The sequence below is a fragment of the Coprococcus sp. AF99-45 genome (assembly GCF_027663865.1).
GTDB lineage: Bacteria > Bacillota > Clostridia > Lachnospirales > Lachnospiraceae > Allocoprococcus > Allocoprococcus comes.
The window spans coordinates 125,794-147,881 of record NZ_JAQDGZ010000004.1 but is presented as its reverse complement, the minus strand read 5'-3'; the positions used below and the strand labels follow the sequence as shown (position 1 = coordinate 147,881).

Here is a 22,088-nt window from a genome sequence, read left to right as displayed (position 1 = left end):
GCACCTCCCTTCTCATTTCTATAAGAATCCCTTAAGACATTCTTTCATAAAAAGCATGAAGTATTTCTGCCAATTCCTGCGGTGATTCAATATTAACTTCATGTCCGGCACCAATAATCGTTTTTAATTCCACGTTCTTAAGCAATTCTGCCAATTCAATAGAAGCATTTTTATTCGCAGTATCTTTCTCGCCATATAACAATAGTGTAGGGCATGATATTTTGTGCAGAGAGTTGTTAAAGTCCAACTCCATCATGGTTTCGCATAGAAGTAAGAAATCAGCTTTTCTAAATCCCATTTGTTGAAACATGGATTTAGGCATAAATCTAAAGAGAAGATTTTGAAATTTCAGAAGCTTCTTGGGCATTTTATATTGTGTGGCGATAAGCACCAAGGAGCGAACTTTTTTCGGATATTGTATAGCATAGTTCAGAGCTAATACGCCCCCAAGCGATAAACCGCACAAATCAATAGGCTCATCATATTGATTGCAGTAATCTGAAAATGCAGCATATAGATTATCATAGGTCACTTCTTTGCTATGAACTAAATCAGGAAGATTCGGACACAAGCTGTAATCAGTAGTTTGCAAAATATCTATTGTTTTTGTCCAACTGTCAGATGTTTGTCCTAATCCATGCACATATATTTGTTTCATATTGTTCCCCCACTAAATATGTATCTTAGCTTCTGCAAGCAAAGCAGCCTGTTCCATTTCTTTTTCATAAGCTCCTTTGGCATAAGCAACATCACTTTTTGCCCGGAGTTCTTTATCTTTTGCCAGTTTCTTCATGACCTCCGCAAGGTCAGCGTCCAGAGTACCACGCTTTACATAGCGATTTATGGTGTTCAGCCTCTTTTCATATATCTGGATAATCGGATGATCGTCTGCAAGCTCTCGCTGTTCTCTGCCTTTTAGATTGCCGATTTGCCGGCAAGTGCGGTGCAGCTTGTCCCCCGGTGCATAGCCGCCGCAGTATTTGGTGTGCCTTGCGTTGGTGGTGAGGAACCACTTGCCGCAGATTTTGCATTTTTTCGGGGCATGACCAACACATAAGCCCTCAAAAAGATCAGACCGGAACATCCCTACAAAGGATACATAGTGCATCCGCTTGACCAGCTTCGCAACTTTTTCGCCGGGACGGATGACGGATACATACTGAACGGAATTGTTCAGGGTAGACATCCAGGCATTGCCTTCCGTGATGGAAAACTCCGGCGGGAAATAGCTGCCGAACATTTTTGCAAAACCCTCTGCGGTGCGGTCTGCTTCGTTGCCGTCTGTTTTTTCTGCAAAATCAAGCATGGCCGTTTGGTATTCCCCAAGGGAGTATGCCAGATGCCCGAAAACTGCGGTATAGCGTTGGAGCATCATCGCATCGGTAAAGTTCTGGATTTCTTCAAATTGCAAAGAATTGGTTGCGGCTTTTATGGCAAACTCCACATATTTCAGCGCATTGTCCACAGTAAAGACTTTTTCAATCCGTTCTCTGTGCTTTGAGATATTCATATAGGAGAACGGCGGTGTTTGACTGAGAATATCGAGCATCGTCAGAGCAGCTTCCTTTGCAATAGGACAGAGTGCAGAAGCATCCTGTCCGGCGTTTAATATTCCAAGCAGCAGATTGATTTTCTCGCATTGCTCGTTTATTTTTGCAATGGTATTCACAGGAACATTCAGTGCATCACAGGCAAGCGTACCGACAGGAAATGCTTTGCTCTCATATATGACCGTATCCTGCCAGAAATCCAATGTCATCAATTCTTGATTCATGCTTGCCCTCCTGTCCTGTTTTTTCATTTTTTTAATTATATCATGTAAATGTGAAGAAATCTACGTCCTCAGATAAGTTGTCCTGTTTTTTGAAACAGGATTGTCCTGTCATTAGCCTGTTTTTTGAAAAATCCGTCATAACCATAATAGAAGGAGCGAAGCACCTGCCAATCACGGCGGGTGCTTCGTGCTTTCCAGAATATTATGAACGGAGGGTTTTCTATGACAATCTATGAAACCATCAAGGCGGCAATCAGCGTCAAGCAAGCCGCCGAACACTACGGGCTGAAAGTGAGCCACAATGGCATGGCTTGCTGCCCGTTCCACAACGACAGGCATCCGAGCTTGAAGCTGAATGAGGACTATTTTTTCTGCTTCGGCTGCGGAGCCAAAGGGGATGTGATCGACCTTGTGGCAAGGCTGTTCAATCTGAGCAGTTATGAAGCAGCGCAAAAGCTGGCTGCGGACTTTGGACTTGACCCAAAACCGCCCACTGCCGCAGCTATGGTCAAGCCGAAGCGTCCCTATATCCGTCAGTTCCGGGAGGATGAAATGCTGTGCTTCCGGGTGCTGACGGATTATTTGCATCTGTTGGAAGATTGGAAAGTGCGCTATGCTCCCAAGACACCGGAAGATGCTCTGGATGACCGTTTTGTGGAAGCCTGCCAGATGCACTGCCATATCGAATATATGGCAGATGTGCTGACGGTGGGTGATCTGGAAGAACGGGTGGCATTGGTGGACAAGCTGATGCAGGACGGCAAAATTGCTTTTCTGCAAGAGTACATCACACGAAAGAAAAAGGAGGTGGCGCACCATGGCGAAGAACCGGAAAACGCCTGATATGAATTTGCCTGTCTGGTTTGACGGGCAGAACATCAACGAAGCTCTGTTTTGTGAAGAATTTCTGCAAGAGCGCAGGATCATCTTCGCAAACGGAGCTTTTTTCACACCCGATGGTCGAGTGACGGACGATCTTCCTCTGCGTGGGGAGATTTACGACAAGCTGAAATTCTGTGCCGTGAACAACATCCCCCGGAAGATCACCAACATTCTGGAAGTGCTGAAACTGGAAGCGCAAGTGCCTGACTTCCCACCGGAGCAGGATCGCATCCATGTGTTCAACGGTACGCTGCTATTGAACGGCACATTTACCGAGGGCAGACCGGCTATCGTGCGGAGCCGTTTGCCGGTTGCTTACAATCCCGATGCTACTGCGCCGGTGATCTGGCTGAACTTTCTGGATGGGTTGCTTTACGCCGAGGACATTCCAACTTTGCAGGAGTTTATCGGCTATTGCCTGATTCCCTCCAACAAGGGGCAGCGCATGATGGTGATTAAAGGCAACGGCGGCGAGGGTAAATCTCAAATCGGTGCGGTACTGTCTACCATCTTTGGCACGAATATGAAAGACGGCAGCATCGGCAAGATTTCTGAAAACCGCTTCGCCCGTGCCGATTTGGAACACATTCTCCTGTGCGTGGATGATGATATGCGGATGGAAGCTCTGCGCCAGACCAACTATGTAAAATCCATTGTCACCGCACAGGGCAAGATGGATTTGGAACGCAAAGGCAAGCAGAGTTATCAGGGTTGGATGTTCGCCCGATTGCTGGCATTCAGCAACGGTGATCTGCAAGCCTTGTATGACCGCAGTGACGGATTTTATCGCAGACAGCTTGTGCTGACCACCAAGGAAAAGCCAGTGGACAGAGCTGACGATCCCGACCTTGCGGAGAAGATGAAAGCTGAAGCCGAGGGTATCTTCCTGTGGGCATTTGAAGGCTTACAGCGGCTTGTTGCCAACAACTTTAAGTTTACGGAGAGTGAGCGTATCCGGGAAAACCGGGAAGCGGTCAAGCGTGACAACAACAATATCTTTGATTTCATGGATTCCGAGGGATACATCCAGCGTAAAGCGGATGCGTCCATCAGTTCCAAGGATTTCTATGAAATCTACCGGATGTGGTGCGAAGAAAATTCCCTTGCACCGCTGAAAGCCCGCAGCTTCAGCGACGCCATGATTGCCAATGCCAAGAAATTTAATCTGGAACATTGCAACAATATCACCAACTCTGCCGGACGGCGGGTTTGGGGATTCATGGGAGTGGAAGCCATTGCACGACCTCATATAAATGGGTTTTACGGAGATTCGCCGTGTACGTACGTACCGGAGGACATTCCGGAGGAATGGCGGCAGGTCGAGTAAATCCCATTGGCTGGTACGTATGTACGCAGCAAAAGAGCGTGAAACGCTTGTGATAGAAACAGCTCATTTCCTTTATTTGGGCTGTTTCATGTCCACAGGCTTTTGAAAAAGTGTCTGTGGACACCGGCTGCAAGAGGAAGTTGACACAGAACAGCTTCATGCAGACGGGCTGACCATGGGAAAAGGTGCAGACATTTTCGCCTTGGTCAGCAGAGGTCACCGCAGTGACCGCATTCCCCCTCGGGAGAGCCCTCGGAGAGCCCACGGCACTTTGCAGCCAGTATGGATGAAAGTGTCATAGTGGGTTATTACACTTTGAAAAAGTGCCGTTCTCCAGCCTTCCGCTGTCTGCAAATCTCAAAGAAAGGAAAAATCCAATGGCAAGAAATGATGGAATAGACCGTACCGTAGCCAGAAATCAGGACTTGGAAACACCGGCTGATGTGGCGAAGGTACAGGAACACAATGAGCGTGAAAAGGACAGCTACAGCAATCAGGACATCGTGCCGGAACGTACTGCGCTGAATGTTCACTTCAAGTCTCCCACTGACGATTATGTAAAAATGTTCGAGCAGATGGAACAGGATGGCGTGATCTCCACCAGAGGTCTGAAACCGGATGCCGTCAAATACGGTGAGTTGATCTTTGATGTGAACTCTGCTTACTTCTACAATCACGGCGGCTATGAATTTGCAAAACAGTTTTATGCCGATGCCTATAAAGCCGCCGTGGAGATCGTAGGCGGTGAGCAGTATATCCTATCCGCTGTGATGCACGCCGACGAGCGCAACCGGGCAATGTCCGAAGCTCTGGGCGAAGATGTGTACCACTACCACCTTCATGTGGTTTATATCCCGGTGGTGGAAAAGCAGATCCTTTGGTCGAAGCGATGTAAGGATGAATCCCTCCGGGGAACGGTAAAGGAAACGATCACGCAGGTCAGCCGCAGTAAAAAATGGGAGTCCAAGCCGGTGCTTGACAAGGATGGTAATCCAATGTTGAACGCAAAAGGAAAAAAGATTTTGAAGTCGTCCTACAGTGTGTTGCAGGATGACTTTTTTCATTTCATGCGAGTTGCCGGATATACCGATCTGGAGCGTGGAGAACGTGGAAGCACCGAGGAACATCTGACTGTGACCCAGTTCAAGGTGCAGGCAGAACAGCAACGGCTGGAAGCTGTGACCGGGCAGGTGGCACAGGCAGAACAGAATTTGGAGGATGCCAAAGCTGCCACAGCAAAACAGAAAAAGAAACTGGAATCTTTGCAAAAGGAAACCAAGGCGGCAAAGACCATTGCGCTGACAGTGCAGGACATTGAAGTAATGGGCAAAAAAGCCACATTCGGAAACAATATCACACTGACACCGGATGAATGCCGCACACTCAAAGATTATGCTGTCAGTAGCTTTGCGGAAAAGGCAGAGAAGATCAAGTACAAGCAGAAATTCGAGCAAGCGGAGAAAAGTGCAAAAACATGGAAGCAGCGGTACGATGCGCTGCATGAACAATATCAAGAGCTGAAAAAGAAAGCCCAACCCTTTCTGGATGCACTGGAAATCGCATCCGAAAAGGTTCGGGCTTTTATCAATTCTATCCTCATCAGAGGAAAGCAAACACAGGAACACGAACACCCTGCCCGGAAGCGTGGACAGGATATGGAACTTTGATGGAGGAATCGCCTATTGAAGAAATATTATGAGGAAGCGAAATATAATGCGGCATTTGACCGCTGTGTGGATGTTATGAGCCAGATGCTCCAGAAATATGGACATCAGGTTTTGGATAAATTGGAACAGGACGCACCGCAGGGAGTGGAGCATTCCGAGGAAAGTAATCAAGCGCAGCTTCTGACGGATAAGGCTGCGTAAAATTTGCAATGTACACGTTGCGTATTCGTTGCGGCTATGCTATAATGATTACGCAACGTGTACTTTTTGCTTTTATGGAGAAAAGACGGATGGATTGTAAAAACAGAATTATTAAGTTGCGTGAAAGCACAGGACTGAACCGGAAAGATTTTTGCAAGCTCGTCCATATCCCTTATCGGACTATGACCGAGTGGGAATTGGACAACCGCCATGCACCGGATTATGTGCTGTGGCTTTTGGAGTATTATATCCGCAACGAAGGACTTGTGGTAAAAGAAATGAATGAGGGAGGTGGAGATTCTGAAAAAGAAACAACTTAAATGCTATCTTTATACAAGAGTGTCCACCTCTATGCAGGTTGACGGGTACAGTTTGGATGCCCAGCGTGACAAGCTGCGGAAGTATGCGGCATACGAGGATATGATTATTGCCGGGGAGTATTCTGACGAAGGCTTTTCCGGCAAGAACATCCAAGGGCGGCAGGACTTCCAACGGATGCTGAACGATATCCAGGACGGCAAAGATGATGTTTCTTATGTGCTGGTCTTTAAGCTGTCCCGATTTGGCAGAAATGCGGCGGATGTTCTGAACTCTTTGCAGCTCATGCAGGATTTCGGTGTTAATCTGATCTGCGTGGAGGATGGCATCGACAGCTCCAAGGATGCCGGAAAGCTGATGATCTCTGTGCTGTCTGCGGTGGCAGAGATTGAGCGAGAAAATATCCGCACACAGACAATGGCAGGACGGGAGCAAAAGGCTCGTGAAGGCAAATGGAACGGCGGTTTCGCTCCCTATGGATACAAACTGGAAAACGGAAACCTTGTCATTGCAGAGGATGAAGTGGAAGTAATTCGTGTCATTTATGACCGCTACATTCACACTAATGAGGGTGTTGCAGGAGTTGCAAAATATCTGAACCGCAATGGTTATACTAAGAAACTAAGACAGAATAATACCATTCCGGGATTTTCAAGAGATTTTGTGAAAAATGTATTGTACAATCCTGTTTATATGGGAAAGATTGCTTACGGCAGACGAAGAACTGAAAAGAAACAGGGTACAAGAAACGAGATGCACGTGGTTGAGCAGTTGGAGTTTCCGGTTTATGAAGGACAGCACGAAGCTATCATTTCTGAAGAGGATTGGTATCTGGCACAGGAAAAGCGCAAGATCAATTCCTTTAAGCGGGAAAAGGTCAACAATCCAGACCACGCACACATCCTGTCCGGTATCTTGAAATGCCCATGCTGCGGCAAGAGTATGTACGGCAATATCGCCAAGGCACACAGCAAGGACAAGAAAACACGGTATTATTACTACTGCAAAAATACGGTTACACCCACAGGGCATGAGTGTAGCTTCCGGCTCAATATCGAGCAGACGGAAATCAATAAATTTGTGGCAAAGATCATTTCCGCTATGGTCAATAATCCCCGATTTGAAGAAGCAATTCAAGCGAAAATCGGAACGGCGGTTGATACAGAGGATATGGAAAAGCAGATCGCCGTTCTGCAAGGACAGCTAAAGCAAGCCTTTGGAACGAAAAGCCGCTTGGAGCGTCAGATGGATACCTTGGACATCAACGATGCCCACTATGACAGAAAAATTTTGGATTTGCAGCGCCGATATGATGAACAGTATGATACGATAGAGGAAATCGAAGTTCAGATTGGCGAATTGCAAAGTCAGATACGCAGCATCCAGCAGGAGAAAATCTCCGGCGATAACATTTATCGGCTCTTACTGGCATTTGATGAAGTCTACCATTCCGCAACGGAAGCAGAACAGAAAGAGTTTATGAAAGCCTTTATCGAGCGAATTGAGATGTTCCCGGAAAAGAGAAAAGACGGAAGCTGGATAAAGAAGATTGTATTCAATTTCCCTGTGCCTATTGATGGCGAGGAAGTGAAAGAACTTCCCTTGGAAACTGAAACAACAGTCGAGACTGTAGTACTGCTTTCCCACAAAAAGCCAGACGGACATATCAACGTAAAAGTTGAGTTTGGCGAGGGTGAGGGAAAAGTTCGACTTGATAATATTGCTAAAAGAGCGGAAATCTATAAGCCCAAAGAACGAGTGACCTACAAAATGATAAAGGAGTACATAGAAACGAAATACGGCTTCAAAGTACATACCGCATATATCGCAGAGGTAAAGAGAGATTTAGGCTTGCCAATGTATGATGCTCCTAATGCGATAGAAGAATTGAAACAGCCGAGGAAGCATCCGACAGCGGAGAAAGTGGAAGCGATAAAGGATGCATTAAGATATTTTGAAATTATGGAGGAGATTTAATGAGTAGTTCTATCTTTTTGAGTTATCCAAGACCATTTAAAAAAAGGCAAGAAGAATTTATTGAAAGAATAATTCATTATTTTGAAGAAAGAGAGTTACAACCAAGAACGTTAGGGGTGACAGATTATGATATGGATGCGCCATTAACAGCAATAAGAAGGTTGATGTTAGAATCAAATGGATTAGTAACAATAGCGTTTAGAAGAAGTTTAATTAAACAAGGAACAGGGAAACCGATTAGTGATATTGGCGAGGAGGAGTATGATTTATCCAATAAATGGTTAACTAGTCCATATTGTCAAATTGAACCGGCTATGGCTTTCCAATTGGGATTGCCTGTTTTAATACTGAGAGAGAAAGGGGTTATTGCAGAAGGAATATTAGAAAAGGGTGTTCTTGGGGTGTATATGCCAGAATTTGATTTGAATTGCAATTTAGATGATTATTTTAAATCTAAAGAATGGATACAAATAATTCAAAAGTGGGAAGGTTATGTCAGAAAAGTTGTGGATAACAAAGGGAAACCTCCTATGCTGTATTAAATGTTGTTTATGCAGTAGTCTATTACACAAACGGAATGGATGTTGTATTTTAAAATATCAGATAAATAGGACGGTTGTAGAGAAAAGCTGGTAAATAAAAAAACAAAAGAGAATATTTACATGGTAGAATGGATTATAAGTAATAAAGAATGGATATTTAGTGGCTTAGGTATAGCTATTATATCAGCTTTCTTTGCAATATTAAAAACAAAAACTCCTAAAGGTGGTGAGGGAAATCTTAATGTTAGTGGAGATAAAAATGTTATCGGGGATGGAAACATTCTTCAAATTACAAATCTTACAGAAGAAAAACAACAATCAAATATAAAAATAGTAGATATCTCTTTAAATGAAGATAAAGAATTTATTGTTGATATAAAATTGAGAAACATTGGAGACCAAGTAGCCTATATAAAAGAGATATCATTCGATATATTAGATTACTATAATATGATCAATCCGCAAATGACCCATTATCAATTGGTAGAATCCTCTCATACTTATGATGTGGTTTTAGGGAAAGAGAAACAACAAGTATTTAATGTTTCACAAAGTATAGGTGCAAATGAAGTCGATAGATTTCAGGTGAAGCTTGCAAGTTCTATAGCAGAAACGCGTATGGTTACGATTTATTACTTAACATTATCGATTATATATGATGAAGATAACAAAGTAGTAAAATCAGAGAAATATCTTTGGGCTGTTCCATCTATTAGTGAATATGCAGCATGTTACATAAGCCATACCAGCATGGAAATTGCGAAGAAAAATTATTTAGAATTAAAGAAAATGAATAACTACGATGCAATTAAAAGCAATCATTTTATAAGTATTCTTAAGAGTTATGAAGAGAATAAGTCAGATTTTTTGATTAAACATTAAGGATAAATGTAGTAGGTTATTGATTACTGCTATTCATATTATAAAGATAATTATATTTTTTCTGTTGATTTGTGGGGATATGTCTTAAAATGACACGCATGTGGAAACTTGTGTTTTGTTGTCCAAACTAGGATAAAAGCCGGATGATTACATTAATGTCACGATTGAACTTGATGATATGGATATAACATCTGCAGAGACTAAGGATACATATGATGAGATAAAGAAGTATGTGGCTGAACATAATGCCGGCATGAAGGTTTCCAATCTGTATATCTCACAGGTAAAGAGAAAATGCGGAATTGAGGTTGGAAAGAATTTGCGCGTTGCAACGAGGAGAATGGACTGCTTGCAGGGCAATTCGACGACTGCCGCGACAGACTTGGAACTTGTTCCAAGTCCTAATTTACCTAAAAATGAAGATAGCAGGCAACCGCAGTGTCCAGAAGATAAAGAGAGTGCAATTGTGGAGGCATTGAAGCATTTTAAGATGAATAGTTAATAAAGAGAGGTGCATATGCTATGCCAGGTATACTCGTGGTTGAAGATGATGAAAATTTAAATCGTGGAATTACATTTTCACTGAAAAAATCCGGATATGAGGTTTTTTCAGCAGAATCAGTGAAAAAAGCGAAAAGAATTGCAAGTGATAATAATGTGGATGTTACCATTTGTGATGTGAATCTTCCGGATGGGAATGGACTGGAATTTGTAAGGTGGATGAGATGCAATTATAATACATACATTATTTGTCTTACAGCACTAGATCAGGAGATGGATCAGGTCATGGGATATGAAGCAGGGGCAGATGATTATATTACAAAGCCGTTTAGTCTTTCGGTACTTCTTTTGAAAATAGAAGCACATTTCCGCCGCAGACAGGAGAAAACGGAAGCCGGAAAGATGATTTCGGGAGATATCGTATTTATCGCAGGAGAAATGAAAGTCCTGATAAAGAGTCGTGAAATCAGTCTGACAAAAACGGAGTTGAAAATGCTGACTTTTTTTCTTCAGAATCCGAAACAGATTCTTTCAAAAACACAAATATTGGAAAATGTGTTTGATCTGGAAGGGGATTTTGTGGATGAAAATACAATCGCTGTCAATATCAGAAGACTCCGTGAGAAAATCGAAGACAATCCGGCTGCACCGGTCTATATAAAGAATATCAGAGGTCTTGGGTATATATGGAATCAGGAGATAAGGCAGTGACAAAGAGATATCGCAAGAAGATTACAGTAGTGCTCTCCTTGGTATTACCTGTCATATTATTGTTTGCAATATTAAATTGCTTTACCACGTATGTGTTTTATGAAGATTATAAATATAAAATGAATCTTATGACAGAGATTGCTGCAAAGGAAGAATTTTCCGGGCTAGATGCTGTTTCGGAATTGCTTAAGGATAAGGATATTGAAACGAACGAACAGGGAAGGCAATTATTGGAGCAATATGGATACTGGGGAAATAATGGGAATACATTTTATTCACAATTCCGGCATCAGGTTATGGTGACCGGTGTTGTAAGCACTTTGATATGCGTGCTTCTTTTGACTTTTTTACTTTATTGGAAGAAAAAAGAAGATGCGTGTCATCAGAAAATTTTAGACCAGTTGGAAGAAATTCTGATCAGATTCCGTGAAAATAAATTTGATGATTTACTGAAAACGGAAAATCATGCAGAACTGGAAAAATTGAATGACCAGCTTGAAGCAATCGGACATCATATTCAGTTGATAAAGGAAGAAGCAAGGGCAGAAAAGGAGAACACGAAAGAAATGGTTTCTGATATTTCTCACCAGTTAAAGACACCGGTTGCAGCTTTGGATACATGTTTTAGTGTGCTGATGCAGAATGACTTAAGTGCCACAGAACAGGAGGAGTTTCGTATCCGTTGTCGGAGTGCTCTGGATGGACTGGAGACATTATTGCAGTCGCTTCTTGAAATATCCAAGATGGAAACTGGACTGATTCAGATTAATAAGAAAAAACTTCCGCTTATGGATACTGTCATATCTGCTGTGAACTGTACTTATCCAAAAGCGGATGAGAAAGAAATTGAATTCGTTTTTGACTATGCAAAAGAGCTGGAAACATGCATGGTTATGCAAGATAAAAGGTGGCTTGGTGAAGCTGTGATCAACGTTCTGGATAATGCGGTCAAGTACAGTCCGTGTGGTTCGAAAATATTTATCCGGTTACAAAAAAGAAACGATCTTGTAAGAATGGAAATTGAGGATCAGGGAATTGGTATTCCGCAGAATGAGTATCACAAAATTTTTCAACGATTTTACAGAGGAAGTTCCAAGGAGGTCATGGAAAAGAGTGGTACAGGAATCGGACTTTTTCTATCGAGAGAAATTATCGAAAAACACGCAGGTACGATTACGGTAACCTCCGGCAAAAAGAAAAAAGGAAGCACGTTTGTGATTCAATTACCATATGTTGGTTAAATTTTAAGTGAGCAGAAATCTTACAATTCTGTAAGTTTTCTGCTCGTTTTTTGAAAGTGAAATGAAAGATTGTCCTGATACAATTTGGATGTAGGTTGAAAAATGACCAAATATATAAACAGGCAAAGAAAGCGTGCTGAAAAGGTACGCTTTATAGAATTGAAAAGGAGGCAACACATGAGTGTGATATTAGAAACCAAGCAGCTTTGTAAGTTTTATGGCGCAGGTGAGAATCAGGTCAAAGCGGTCAATCAGGTGGACATTCAGATTGAGCAGGGAGAATTTGTCGCAATTGTCGGAAAGTCAGGTTCCGGTAAAAGTACATTACTTCATATGCTTGGAGGGCTTGACACCCCGACAAAAGGCAGTGTTACTTTAGCCGGGAAAGATTTATACAGGATGAAGGAAGATGCCCTTGCTGTTTTCCGCAGAAGAAAAATCGGATTTGTTTTTCAGGCATTTAATCTGGTTTCATCTGTTAATGTCTGGGAAAATATTGTACTGCCACTGGGGCTGGATGGAAGAAAAGTGGATGAAGCGTATGTAAATGATATCATTGCAACTCTGGGGATTGAAAACCGGATTTATAATCTGCCAAATCAGTTATCCGGAGGACAGCAGCAGAGAGTAGCAATTGCAAGAGCACTGGTGAATCGTCCGGAAATTATATTTGCAGATGAGCCGACAGGAAATCTTGATTCTAAGACCAGTGATGAGGTAATCGCCCTGCTTAAGATGACAGCAAAAAAATATGGACAGACAATTGTAATGATTACCCATGATGACGAAATTGCACAGGTCGCTGATCGTATTCTGGTAATTGAGGATGGACAGGTGGTGGATTTTAGATGAAGACAATAAGCAGGATTGCATATAGCAATGACAAAAAGAACAAGACAAGAAGTATACTGATTATGATGTCCATATGTCTGACTACGATGCTGCTTGTGATTATCAGTACTGTGGGAAATGGAATGATCCGTTTACAGAAAAGTCAGGCGACAGGCTCATATGGAAGCAATTATGGTCTGTTTGTTTCCGCAGACGGATCGCAGTTAAAAGAAGTAAACCGCCGTGCGGAAATAGATGCTACAGGCACTATGTGCACCGAAGGTATCATAAAAGGCAATGAAAAAGGCGGGTTTGTCTGCATGGATGAGACTGCAAGAAAAATGCTTCCTTATAATAAAGAATATGAGTTGAAGGAAGGAAAGTATCCGGAAAAAATGCAGGAAATTGCCGCAGGAAGAGCATTTTTTCGTGCAATGGGGTATGGTGATGTAAAGATCGGAGATACGGTTACACTGGATTACCGCGCAGGGATGCAGTCAGAATATAAGCCGGAAGAATTTGTTGTCAGCGGAATCCTATATGACCGGGATGAGTATACCATCGAGACATCTTATGTTGCTTTCGGGTCACAGGAGTTTTATGATGAGCACGTCGCAGAGAATGACAGACAGTATAATATTTATTTTACTTTAAATGATTCTGCAAATGTATCTATGAATAATATTGAACCGGTTATAAAGCAGATTGCAGCATCTTGTGGAATCGAAGAAAAAAATGTTATAATCAATGATTTCTATCTGCAATGGGTCTTGCAGCCGAGTTATGAAACGATTGCGGTATGTGGAATTCTGATTCTTGCAATTGTACTTTTCTCTGTTGTGGTCATTTATAATATTTTTCAGGTCGGTATTGTCAACAAGATACAGGAGTATGGAAAAATCAAGGCTCTGGGAGCGACAAAAAAGCAGATGAAACAACTGATCTTCAGAGAGGGCATTTTTTTGACATTTTTTTCAATACCGGTTGGATTGCTTCTTGGTTTTCTGATTGCAAAATGCGGTTTTAACTGGCTGGTAGAACAGGGAAACCTTGTATCAACCCAAACTGGTTCTATGGGAGTCCAAAATCAGCAGGTGCCACTGTTTTCCCTGCCTGTTATACTTCTATGTATTTTCGTATCATTTCTTACCGTTGCTTTGGCACTGCGCAAATCAATGAAAATTGTTTCAAGGATTTCACCTATCGAAGCAACACGGTATTTAGAAAATGCAGAAACACACAAAAAAGGAAAACGAAATGGCAGAAAAAATGTCACCGTGTTTTCTATGGCAATGGCAAATATAACGGGTAATCCAAAAAGAACCATTGGTACCATCCTCACAATGGGTTTTTCCTGCTCATTGTTTGTGATTATCTCTAATTATGTGGGAAATATTGACACGGAGCATGAAGCACGTCGTTACATAAATCATGGACAATTTGAACTGCAGCTTGACTATTCTGCTGAGTATGATGAAAAATATCCGGAGAATAATCTGGATACGATTCTGACGGATGATCCATTGAATGATTCGCTGATTGAAGAAATCAAAAGCATTCCGGGAGTAACAGATGTCATGCCGAGAGAGATTGTCTCTGTAAATCTGAACGGAACAAGATTTCCGGCTACTATTGTGAGTAAAAAGGATTTTGATTTTATGCGCCAAGAAGGGGATATTGGCTCTATGGACTATGATCAGGCGGTAAAGAATGGTGATATTTTCTTTGGCTGGTCAACGTGGATGGAACAAGATGGATATGCTCTGGGTGAATCCATTGCATTTGACTTTGAGAATGGAAGTGGAACCTATACCTATCAGGGAAAGATTGCAGGATCTTTTGTAAGTGCGGACACTTATCTTGTCATTCCGGAAGGTGTATATCGTTCCATGAATCCGAGGGGAACAGCCTATGGCTATCTGTGGGTGGACTGTGATAAAAAAGATGTGGCATCTGTAGAACAAAGTCTGAATACTTTGATTTCTAATACTTCGCATATAAAAATGGATACTTATCATGCGCGGTTACAATCTGCCGAATTTGCAAGCAGCATGATGAAGCTTGGCTGTTATCTGTTTATGGCGGTTGTAGGACTCATCGGTTTTATGAATATGGCAAACACCATGATCATGAATATTACGACAAAAAAGCAGGAATATGGTGTATTACAGGCTGTGGGTATGACAAATAAACAATTAAATTTATGTCTGCAGTTACAGGGACTGATTTTTACGGTTGGCACCATATGCGTAGCTTTGATCATTGGTCTGCCGCTCGGCTATGCACTTTTTTCCTATGCAAAACATAATGGAATATTTGGAATGAACGTTTATCACGTTCCTCTTATCCCGATTCTTGTTATGATTCTTCTGGTTGGTATTCTACAAATTGTGCTTTCCTGTGTTTTAAGCAGTAATCTGAAAAAGGAAACGCTGGTAGAAAGAATAAGGTATCAGGGATAGCAAGTATTGCTGGGATATCCTCAGTATCATAACAGGAATTAAAAGTACTTGGCTTCAAAAAGTTTTGTACTTTTGACAAAATGCAACCGATATAAGTTTTTTGAAAACTGTCGTTTGGTAAAATCTATTCCATTTTTAAAAGCCTTGCGATAAAATATGTTCTGTGAGACGGTTGTCTTGCTTTCCAAGGGAATGGTTGATAGCAGAAAAGTGAAGGTGGACTTCTCTCTGGAGGATATGGATTTATCTGAATTTAAGGGAAAAGCAACTTATGAGCAGATAAAGGCATATGTACTTGAAAAGACAGGACTGAAGGTTTCATCACTGTATACCGCGCAGATTAAGAAGAAGTGTGGATTAGATGTCGGTGAGAACTTCAATCCGGCTAAATCAGAGAATGCGAGACAGCCACAGTGTACACCGGAGAAGGAAGATGCGATTATGTAGGCATTTAGACATTTTGGAATCATATAGATTGTGGATAAGCAGTATCATGTGTTAAAAATATAGTGAAGCATGGAAAAAAGGACATTCCGGAACTGTAGATTTTACAGGTCAGGGGATGTCCTTTTTGCAGATATGGAAGTGTTCAAGGGACAAGGTAATAATACTGATGTATTAAGACTGATTTGAGAGATGTGTGGATGTTGTGACAGCACTGATCTTAAAATATGGACCGGCAATAAAAAGAAAATGGATTTTACGTGATTGGATAAAAAACATACAGGCTGACTGCTTTTGGAGAAGTTTAGCCTGTAAAAGATATCAGCGGTATTTCGATTGTATGAAAGCTATTGTAAAAAATGATGCAACATGACATAATCGGATTGACTAAAGCAACATAGATATTTATAATATAGACAAAACGAAAATGACATGAACGGAGGACAGGGTAATGGAGAAAACGGTAACACTTGAAGAGGCATTAAAAAGAATTGAGGAGCTGGAAAAAGAGAATGCAGAACTTCGGGAGGAATTGGAGTATTACAGAAATCGTAAGTTAAGCGGTCGTCAGAAACATAACGCCAAGTGGATGGCAATTTATAATGATTTTGTTGTTGGGTATGAGAGCGGCATGACAATGGTAGAAATTGCGAAGAGGAACAATGTCAGTGAGCGGACGATTTATAGGTATAAAGCGTATTATGACAAACTGAGGGAAAAAGAGGAATAGACCATTTTACTGACGTCAGTAAAATGGTTTAATGTGGGAGGAGAAAGTCTAATATGGAAAAGAAAATGATAATGAATTATAAGAAAAGATTTGATGAAATTAGGCATGAAGAAAACGGAGTTGAATTTTGGTATGCACGTGAATTAATGCATTTGCTAGATTATTCAAAATGGCAAAATTTTGAAAATGTTTTATTAAAGGCAAAAGTTGCTTGTGCAAATAATGGCATTGTAGTAGAGGACCATTTTGCTGATGCCAGTAAAATGGTTATTCTGGGAAGTGGCGCAAATAGAGAAGTAGAAGATTATATGCTTACACGTTATGCATGTTATCTTATTGCAGAGAACGGAGATCCTCGTAAAGAACAGATCGCTTTTGCACAAAGCTATTTTGCAGTTCAAACAAGAAAACAGGAATTGATAGAAGAAAGGATTTCTTATATTGAAAGAACTGAGGCAAGAGGAAAGCTTCGAGAATCTGAAAAACGACTGTCTCAAAATATATATGAACGTGGAGTTGATGATGCTGGATTTGGACGTATCCGATCTAAGGGGGATCAGGCTTTATTTGGAGGATTCACTACAAAACAAATGAAAGAACGTTTAGGAGTGCAAGATAAAAGGCCGCTTGCAGATTTTTTACCAACACTTACTATTGCTGCAAAGAACCTTGCAACTGAAATGACAAATTATAATGTTGAAGAAAAAGACTTACAGGGTGAGACGGCTATTACTGTTGAGCATGTTGAAAATAATACGTCAGTTAGGGATATGCTGGGGCAGAGGGGGATTAAGCCAGAAAATTTGCCCGCATCAGAAGATATTAAAAAATTAGAACGTAGGGTAAAGAGAGAAGAAAAGAAGTTAGCTGAGCAGTCGGGAAAATTGACAAATGAATAAACTGGGAGGTTAGGTTATTGAAAAAGAAAACAAAATGCTACATATATACTCGTGTATCAACAGCAATTCAGGTTGATGGTTACAGCTTGGATGCACAGAAGGACAAACTAAAAAATATGCAGAATTTCAGGATATCTACTGCCATGCAGGTGGACGCGAACATGAAGCAATCCTTAGTGTAGAAGACTGGAAAACTGCATAGAAAATAAGAAAAAGAACTGGTGTTAAAAGAATAAAGACAATCAATTAACACAAGAGGAGTTTGGTAAATTATTTCATGTTACCAGGCAAACTGTTTCAAATTGGGAAAACGGAAAAAGTTATCCTGATTTGCAAATCCTTGTAAGCATGAGTAATCAATTGTTATGACGCCGACTAAATGGATTGAACAGAATATAAACTGTAGTCTTTTTCTTTTATTCCATATAGCTCGCACCCAGTACTCTTTAAGATAAAGTGGAAATAGTGCAATTTTCACATGATATTATACAAGAATTACATAGAAATATATCGTATTATTGATATGATATTCTTGAATTGTATGTGAGGAGAAAAACTATGGCAGCGGAAAGAAAAACATTAACACAGCTATCTGTGCCAATATGCTTAGAAACTTTATTTTATATGCTTTCAGGTATGGTTGATACGCTTATGCTATCATCTGTAAGTGATCAGGCTGTAGGAGCAGTGGGAACAGCAAATACATATATAGGTGTTTTTATTATTATGTTTGGAGTAATATCGTCGGGTATGATAGCTGTTATGTCACAAAATATCGGAGCCGGAAGACCGGGGATAGCATATCAGGCAAGGCAACTTGGACTTATATTCAACGCATTGATAGGTATCGTAATGTCGGTCATTCTTGCTACTTTTTCTGGTGGGATACTTCGAATCGTAAGTATTGCTCCGGCTTTGCTTGAGCCGGCTGAAATATATCTTAGAATTGTTGGCGGCACATGTTTTTTAAATGCACTGATTCCTATTTTCTCCAGTTATTTGAGAGTGTTTGGATATACAAAACATTCTTTGATAGGAACTGTTGTTGGAAATGTTCTCAATATAATACTTAATTCAGTATTTTTATTTGCATTCAACTGGGGTGTGATGGGAGTTGCTGTTGCCACGGTTATTTCGAGAGTTGTAAATCTTATTATTGTAGCCGGCATGGGGGCTGTACTTATAAAAGCAAAGCAGAGTCCTGAGCGAATTACATCAAGAAAGATATTTGCACAGATTGTTAAGATTGGTTTTCCTTCTGCGCTTGAAACAGCACTTTACAATATCGCAATGACATTTATAGTGCGTTTTATGAATCAGATGGATGTGGATGGAATGAATGTTACAGCGCGTTCATATGCGATACAGATTGCAAATTTCTCGTATTGCGTGGGAGCTGCCCTTGCTCAGGCAAATGCAATTATGACCGGCTGGAGAATTGGAGCAAAAGAGTTTGAGGAATGTAACAGGGGAACGAGAAAAGCTGCGATATATGGTATCATCACAGCGACATGCTTTTCCGTGACCTTTGCATTTGCCGGACATTTTATCGTGCATATATTTACGGATGATACACAGATGATAAATCTTGTGGTAAAGTTGTTAATAGTAGATATATTTCTTGAACTTGGAAGGGTAACAAACCTTGTATATGGGCAGGCGTTAAAAACGAGCGGAGACGCATTTTTTCCGGTTATATTAGGTGCGATATTTATGTATTTGTTTGCAGTTGGCGGAACCTATTTTCTCGGAATACACATGGGACTTCTGGCTGTAGGAGCATATATTGCTATGGCAGGTGACGAATGTGCGAGAGCAGTGGGAATGGTACTTAGATGGAAGAGTGGAAAATGGAAGAGTAAAGGTCTTGTAGAAGTATAGGAGAGAGTATGTACTTTGAATTAAAGGAAAATAAACCACATGGTACAAAGGATGATCCGTTTAGTACATATCATATAAAAAATGAAGGACGATCATTTCAGATACCGGTTCATTGGCATGATGAACTGGAAATTATATATGTAAAAAGCGGTTTTTTGACTGTTAGTATATCAGGAGAAAATTATATTGGAACCCCCGGGGATGCTTTTGTAGTGTCGCCGGGTAATCTGCATTTTATGGGTTCACAGACTGGTACAGTGGATTATTTTACTTTCCTTTTTCCGTTAAAATACATATCTTTTTGCATAAATGATATGTTGGATGATAAATTATTGGAGCCGTTAAAAAATGGTCATCTGATGATAAGTCCAAGAGTAAAAGATACAGCAAAAGAACTATGTGAGCAGTTGGTTGAAATATATATGGCAAAAAACAAGAAAACTGAGCCCCAAATAACTGCTCAGATAAAAACAAAAATAATTCTTTTACAGTTTATTCTTGAAATGTGGGAGAAGGGCTTTGTAATCGAAAATGATAAAAGCGGGAGAAATACTGTAGAAAAAGAAATGATTTCATATATACAGCAGAATTTTATGGAAAAGATATCATTAAAAGAATTTAGTGAGCAGTTTCATCTTTCGGAAAAATATATATCGCGATATTTTAAGGAACATTTTCATATTACCTTTTCGCAATATATAACACATTTAAGGTTAGAGCATGCAAAACAGCTGTTACAAGATACGGATATTCCTGTTACAGAGATTGCAATGCAGAGTGGATATCAGAATGTAAGCTATTTTATCAGAAGCTTCAAAAAAACATATGGAGTTTCTCCGTTAAAATATAGAAAAAAATAAGCCAGGTATATGGTTAGAAAGGAGAGGATATCCCGGTAGAATCAGAAAATCTGCCGGAGAGATATCGAGAATGAGTATGGGAAATAAGAATAAATGGTGGAAAAATGCAGTTGTATATCAGATTTATCCGAAAAGCTTTCAAGATTCGGATGGAGATGGAATCGGTGATATTCCAGGAATTATCAGCAGATTGGATTATTTGAAAAAACTTGGAATAGATGCAATCTGGCTCTCACCGGTGTATCGTTCGCCACAGGATGACAATGGATACGATATTTCAGATTATCAGGATATTGAGCCGATGTTCGGAACAATGGAAGATATGGAACAGTTATTTGCGGAGGCAAAGAAACGCGGAATCCGAATTATGATGGATCTTGTGCTGAATCATACTTCAGATGAACACAGATGGTTTTTGGAGGCAAAGAAAAGCAAAGACAATCCGTATCATGATTATTATGTGTGGCGTGACGGAGAAGAAGGTATTTACCCAAATGATATGAATTCTGCGTTCGGAGGACCGGCATGGGAGTGGGTTCCAGAACTGGGACAGTATTATTTTCATCAGTTTTCAGTGAAACAGCCAGATCTGAACTGGGAGAATCCGAAAGTGAGAAGAGAGCTCTATGATATGATTCTCTGGTGGATGGAAAAAGGAGCAGGTGGATTCCGTCTGGATGTAATCGATCAGATTGCAAAAGAGCCAGATCTTAAGATCACAAATAATGGACCAAAGCTGCATGAATTTCTGCGTGAACTAAGCAGAGAAACATTTCAGAAGGGGGATATGATCACTGTTGGAGAAGCCTGGGGAGCAACACCGGAAATTGCAAAGAAATATAGTAATCCAGATGGCAGTGAATTTTCTATGGTTTTTCAGTTTGAGCACATTATGCTTGATCAGGAAGAAGGAAAAGAAAAATGGGATACGATTCCATTGAATCTGGTTAAGCTGAAAAAATGCCTTGCAAAGTGGCAGAATACTTTATATCAGACAGGATGGAACAGTCTGTTCATGAATAACCATGATCTTCCTAGAATCGTGTCGCGTTGGGGAAATGACGGAAAATACAGAAAAGAGTCGGCAACAATGCTGGCGACAATGCTTCATGGAATGCAGGGAACTCCTTACATTTACCAGGGAGAAGAACTGGGAATGACGAATGTGCAGTTTGACAGCATTGAGGAATATGAAGATATTGAGACATTGAATATGTACAAAGAGCGTCTGGAAAAAGGATATCAGCCAGAAGAAATCATGCAGTCTATCTACGCAAGAAGCCGTGATAATGCCCGTACTCCGATGCAGTGGAGCGGGGATGAGAACGGAGGATTCACAACAGGAGAACCATGGTTTGCCGTGAATCCAAATTATACCAGAATCAATGCCAAAGAGGCACTGGAAGATGAAAATTCGGTATTTTACTATTATCAGAAGCTGATTCGTTTAAGAAAAGAAAATCCAGTATTCGTGAATGGAAAATTTGAACTTCTTCTGCCGGAAGATGAGAGAATTTTCGCCTATACGAGAACAGATGAGCATACAAAGATGCTGGTATGTACAAACTTTACGGATGAGGAAGTTAGCTGCCCATTGCTTGATGAGTGGAAAGCCGGGGAAGTCTGGATCCGGAATTATGAGGACGACAGAGAAGGAAATATATTGCGTCCTTATGAGGCGGTGATAATTGCATTTACTGGCAAATAGATTGAGTTTCTTTTTGGCATCAAAATTCACTTACTATATTTCTTCCTGCCACGCTCATCAAGAAAGAACGCCCATTCTCTCTTGAGGTATTTCGGCATACGGGGCATAGAGGACACCTCCTTTGTGCTGCCTAATTGCCGATTTGCTCCCGAAACGCAGAAACGCCCAAAACCGTTTCCCGCTGTATAGTTCCGGGACGATTTTGGGCGTTTTCTTTCGATATGAGCGGCTTTGTTTTGACGGCGGTATC

Annotated in this window: 20 protein-coding genes and 3 pseudogenes; 21 read left to right on the top strand and 2 right to left on the bottom strand. The window is 40.9% G+C overall.

Annotation, left to right across the window (positions count from 1 at the left end):
• Positions 1-31 precede the first annotated feature (31 nt).
• Both PGR14_RS04980 and PGR14_RS04975 read right to left on the bottom strand, forming a co-directional pair.
• Positions 32-658 carry an alpha/beta fold hydrolase gene (locus PGR14_RS04980; protein ID WP_055058962.1) on the bottom strand — a complete coding sequence of 209 codons (627 nt, stop codon included), beginning with the start codon at positions 656-658 and terminating at the stop codon, positions 32-34.
• A gap of 12 nt (positions 659-670) precedes the next feature.
• Entirely contained in the window at positions 671-1,774 is a 1,104-nt protein-coding gene (locus tag PGR14_RS04975; protein ID WP_118763341.1) for a DUF6076 domain-containing protein, read from the bottom strand.
• Positions 1,775-1,996: 222 nt separating this feature from the next.
• Between PGR14_RS04975 and PGR14_RS04970 the strand changes: the two genes are divergently transcribed.
• The 21 genes and pseudogenes from PGR14_RS04970 to PGR14_RS04875 all read left to right on the top strand — a co-directional run bounded on the left by PGR14_RS04970 (position 1,997) and on the right by PGR14_RS04875 (position 21,838).
• Entirely contained in the window at positions 1,997-2,617 is a 621-nt protein-coding gene (locus PGR14_RS04970) for a CHC2 zinc finger domain-containing protein (RefSeq protein WP_118629653.1), read from the top strand.
• A complete protein-coding gene (locus PGR14_RS04965; protein ID WP_118629651.1) occupies positions 2,592-3,983 on the top strand; it encodes a DNA primase family protein in 1,392 nt (463 codons plus the stop codon). Before PGR14_RS04970 ends, PGR14_RS04965 begins: the two co-directional genes overlap by 26 nt.
• A gap of 377 nt (positions 3,984-4,360) precedes the next feature.
• The gene (locus PGR14_RS04960; RefSeq protein WP_270223090.1) at positions 4,361-5,650 is read left to right on the top strand and encodes a plasmid recombination protein; all 1,290 of its coding nucleotides are present in this window, start codon (positions 4,361-4,363) and stop codon (positions 5,648-5,650) included.
• 15 nt (positions 5,651-5,665) lie between these two features.
• Positions 5,666-5,851, top strand: coding sequence for a hypothetical protein (locus PGR14_RS04955; protein WP_021683581.1), 186 nt, complete (start codon positions 5,666-5,668; stop codon positions 5,849-5,851).
• An 89-nt stretch (positions 5,852-5,940) separates the two neighbouring features.
• Positions 5,941-6,171 carry a helix-turn-helix domain-containing protein gene (locus PGR14_RS04950; RefSeq protein ID WP_040894231.1) on the top strand — a complete coding sequence of 77 codons (231 nt, stop codon included), beginning with the start codon at positions 5,941-5,943 and terminating at the stop codon, positions 6,169-6,171.
• Positions 6,152-8,146, top strand: coding sequence for a recombinase family protein (locus tag PGR14_RS04945; protein ID WP_334304292.1), 1,995 nt, complete (start codon positions 6,152-6,154; stop codon positions 8,144-8,146). Before PGR14_RS04950 ends, PGR14_RS04945 begins: the two co-directional genes overlap by 20 nt.
• The gene (locus PGR14_RS04940; protein WP_055247949.1) at positions 8,146-8,688 is read left to right on the top strand and encodes a hypothetical protein; all 543 of its coding nucleotides are present in this window, start codon (positions 8,146-8,148) and stop codon (positions 8,686-8,688) included. Before PGR14_RS04945 ends, PGR14_RS04940 begins: the two co-directional genes overlap by 1 nt.
• Before the next feature lie 120 nt (positions 8,689-8,808).
• Complete coding sequence (locus PGR14_RS04935; protein ID WP_055247951.1) at positions 8,809-9,570, top strand: hypothetical protein; 762 nt, start codon at positions 8,809-8,811, stop codon at positions 9,568-9,570.
• 94 nt (positions 9,571-9,664) lie between these two features.
• Positions 9,665-10,072 (top strand): annotated as a pseudogene (locus PGR14_RS04930) (hypothetical protein); the annotation flags it as partial.
• Between the two features lie 20 nt (positions 10,073-10,092).
• Entirely contained in the window at positions 10,093-10,782 is a 690-nt protein-coding gene (locus tag PGR14_RS04925) for a response regulator transcription factor (RefSeq protein WP_055247955.1), read from the top strand.
• Positions 10,758-12,023 carry a sensor histidine kinase gene (locus PGR14_RS04920; RefSeq protein ID WP_270223088.1) on the top strand — a complete coding sequence of 422 codons (1,266 nt, stop codon included), beginning with the start codon at positions 10,758-10,760 and terminating at the stop codon, positions 12,021-12,023. Before PGR14_RS04925 ends, PGR14_RS04920 begins: the two co-directional genes overlap by 25 nt.
• A gap of 177 nt (positions 12,024-12,200) precedes the next feature.
• Positions 12,201-12,875 (top strand): ABC transporter ATP-binding protein, encoded by a 675-nt coding sequence (locus tag PGR14_RS04915; protein ID WP_006426335.1) that lies wholly within the window; start codon positions 12,201-12,203, stop codon positions 12,873-12,875.
• A complete protein-coding gene (locus tag PGR14_RS04910; protein WP_270223087.1) occupies positions 12,872-15,316 on the top strand; it encodes an ABC transporter permease in 2,445 nt (814 codons plus the stop codon). The genes PGR14_RS04915 and PGR14_RS04910 overlap by 4 nt, the downstream gene beginning before the upstream one ends.
• Before the next feature lie 192 nt (positions 15,317-15,508).
• Positions 15,509-15,763 (top strand): 23S rRNA methyltransferase, encoded by a 255-nt coding sequence (locus PGR14_RS04905; protein ID WP_270223086.1) that lies wholly within the window; start codon positions 15,509-15,511, stop codon positions 15,761-15,763.
• Between the two features lie 448 nt (positions 15,764-16,211).
• Complete coding sequence (locus tag PGR14_RS04900) at positions 16,212-16,490, top strand: helix-turn-helix domain-containing protein (RefSeq protein ID WP_008368854.1); 279 nt, start codon at positions 16,212-16,214, stop codon at positions 16,488-16,490.
• A 53-nt stretch (positions 16,491-16,543) separates the two neighbouring features.
• Positions 16,544-17,389, top strand: a complete 846-nt coding sequence (gene dinD / locus PGR14_RS04895) for a DNA damage-inducible protein D (protein ID WP_055247963.1) — start codon at positions 16,544-16,546, stop codon at positions 17,387-17,389.
• A 17-nt stretch (positions 17,390-17,406) separates the two neighbouring features.
• Positions 17,407-17,525: pseudogene (locus tag PGR14_RS16385) on the top strand (recombinase family protein); the annotation flags it as partial.
• 119 nt (positions 17,526-17,644) lie between these two features.
• Positions 17,645-17,758 (top strand): annotated as a pseudogene (locus tag PGR14_RS16245) (helix-turn-helix transcriptional regulator); the annotation flags it as partial.
• A gap of 189 nt (positions 17,759-17,947) precedes the next feature.
• Positions 17,948-19,270: an MATE family efflux transporter gene (locus PGR14_RS04885; protein ID WP_270223085.1), complete on the top strand. Its 1,323-nt coding sequence runs from the start codon at positions 17,948-17,950 to the stop codon at positions 19,268-19,270.
• 8 nt (positions 19,271-19,278) lie between these two features.
• Positions 19,279-20,130, top strand: a complete 852-nt coding sequence (locus tag PGR14_RS04880) for an AraC family transcriptional regulator (RefSeq protein WP_270223084.1) — start codon at positions 19,279-19,281, stop codon at positions 20,128-20,130.
• Positions 20,131-20,206: 76 nt separating this feature from the next.
• Complete coding sequence (locus tag PGR14_RS04875; protein ID WP_173692347.1) at positions 20,207-21,838, top strand: glycoside hydrolase family 13 protein; 1,632 nt, start codon at positions 20,207-20,209, stop codon at positions 21,836-21,838.
• Positions 21,839-22,088: the final 250 nt, after the last annotated feature.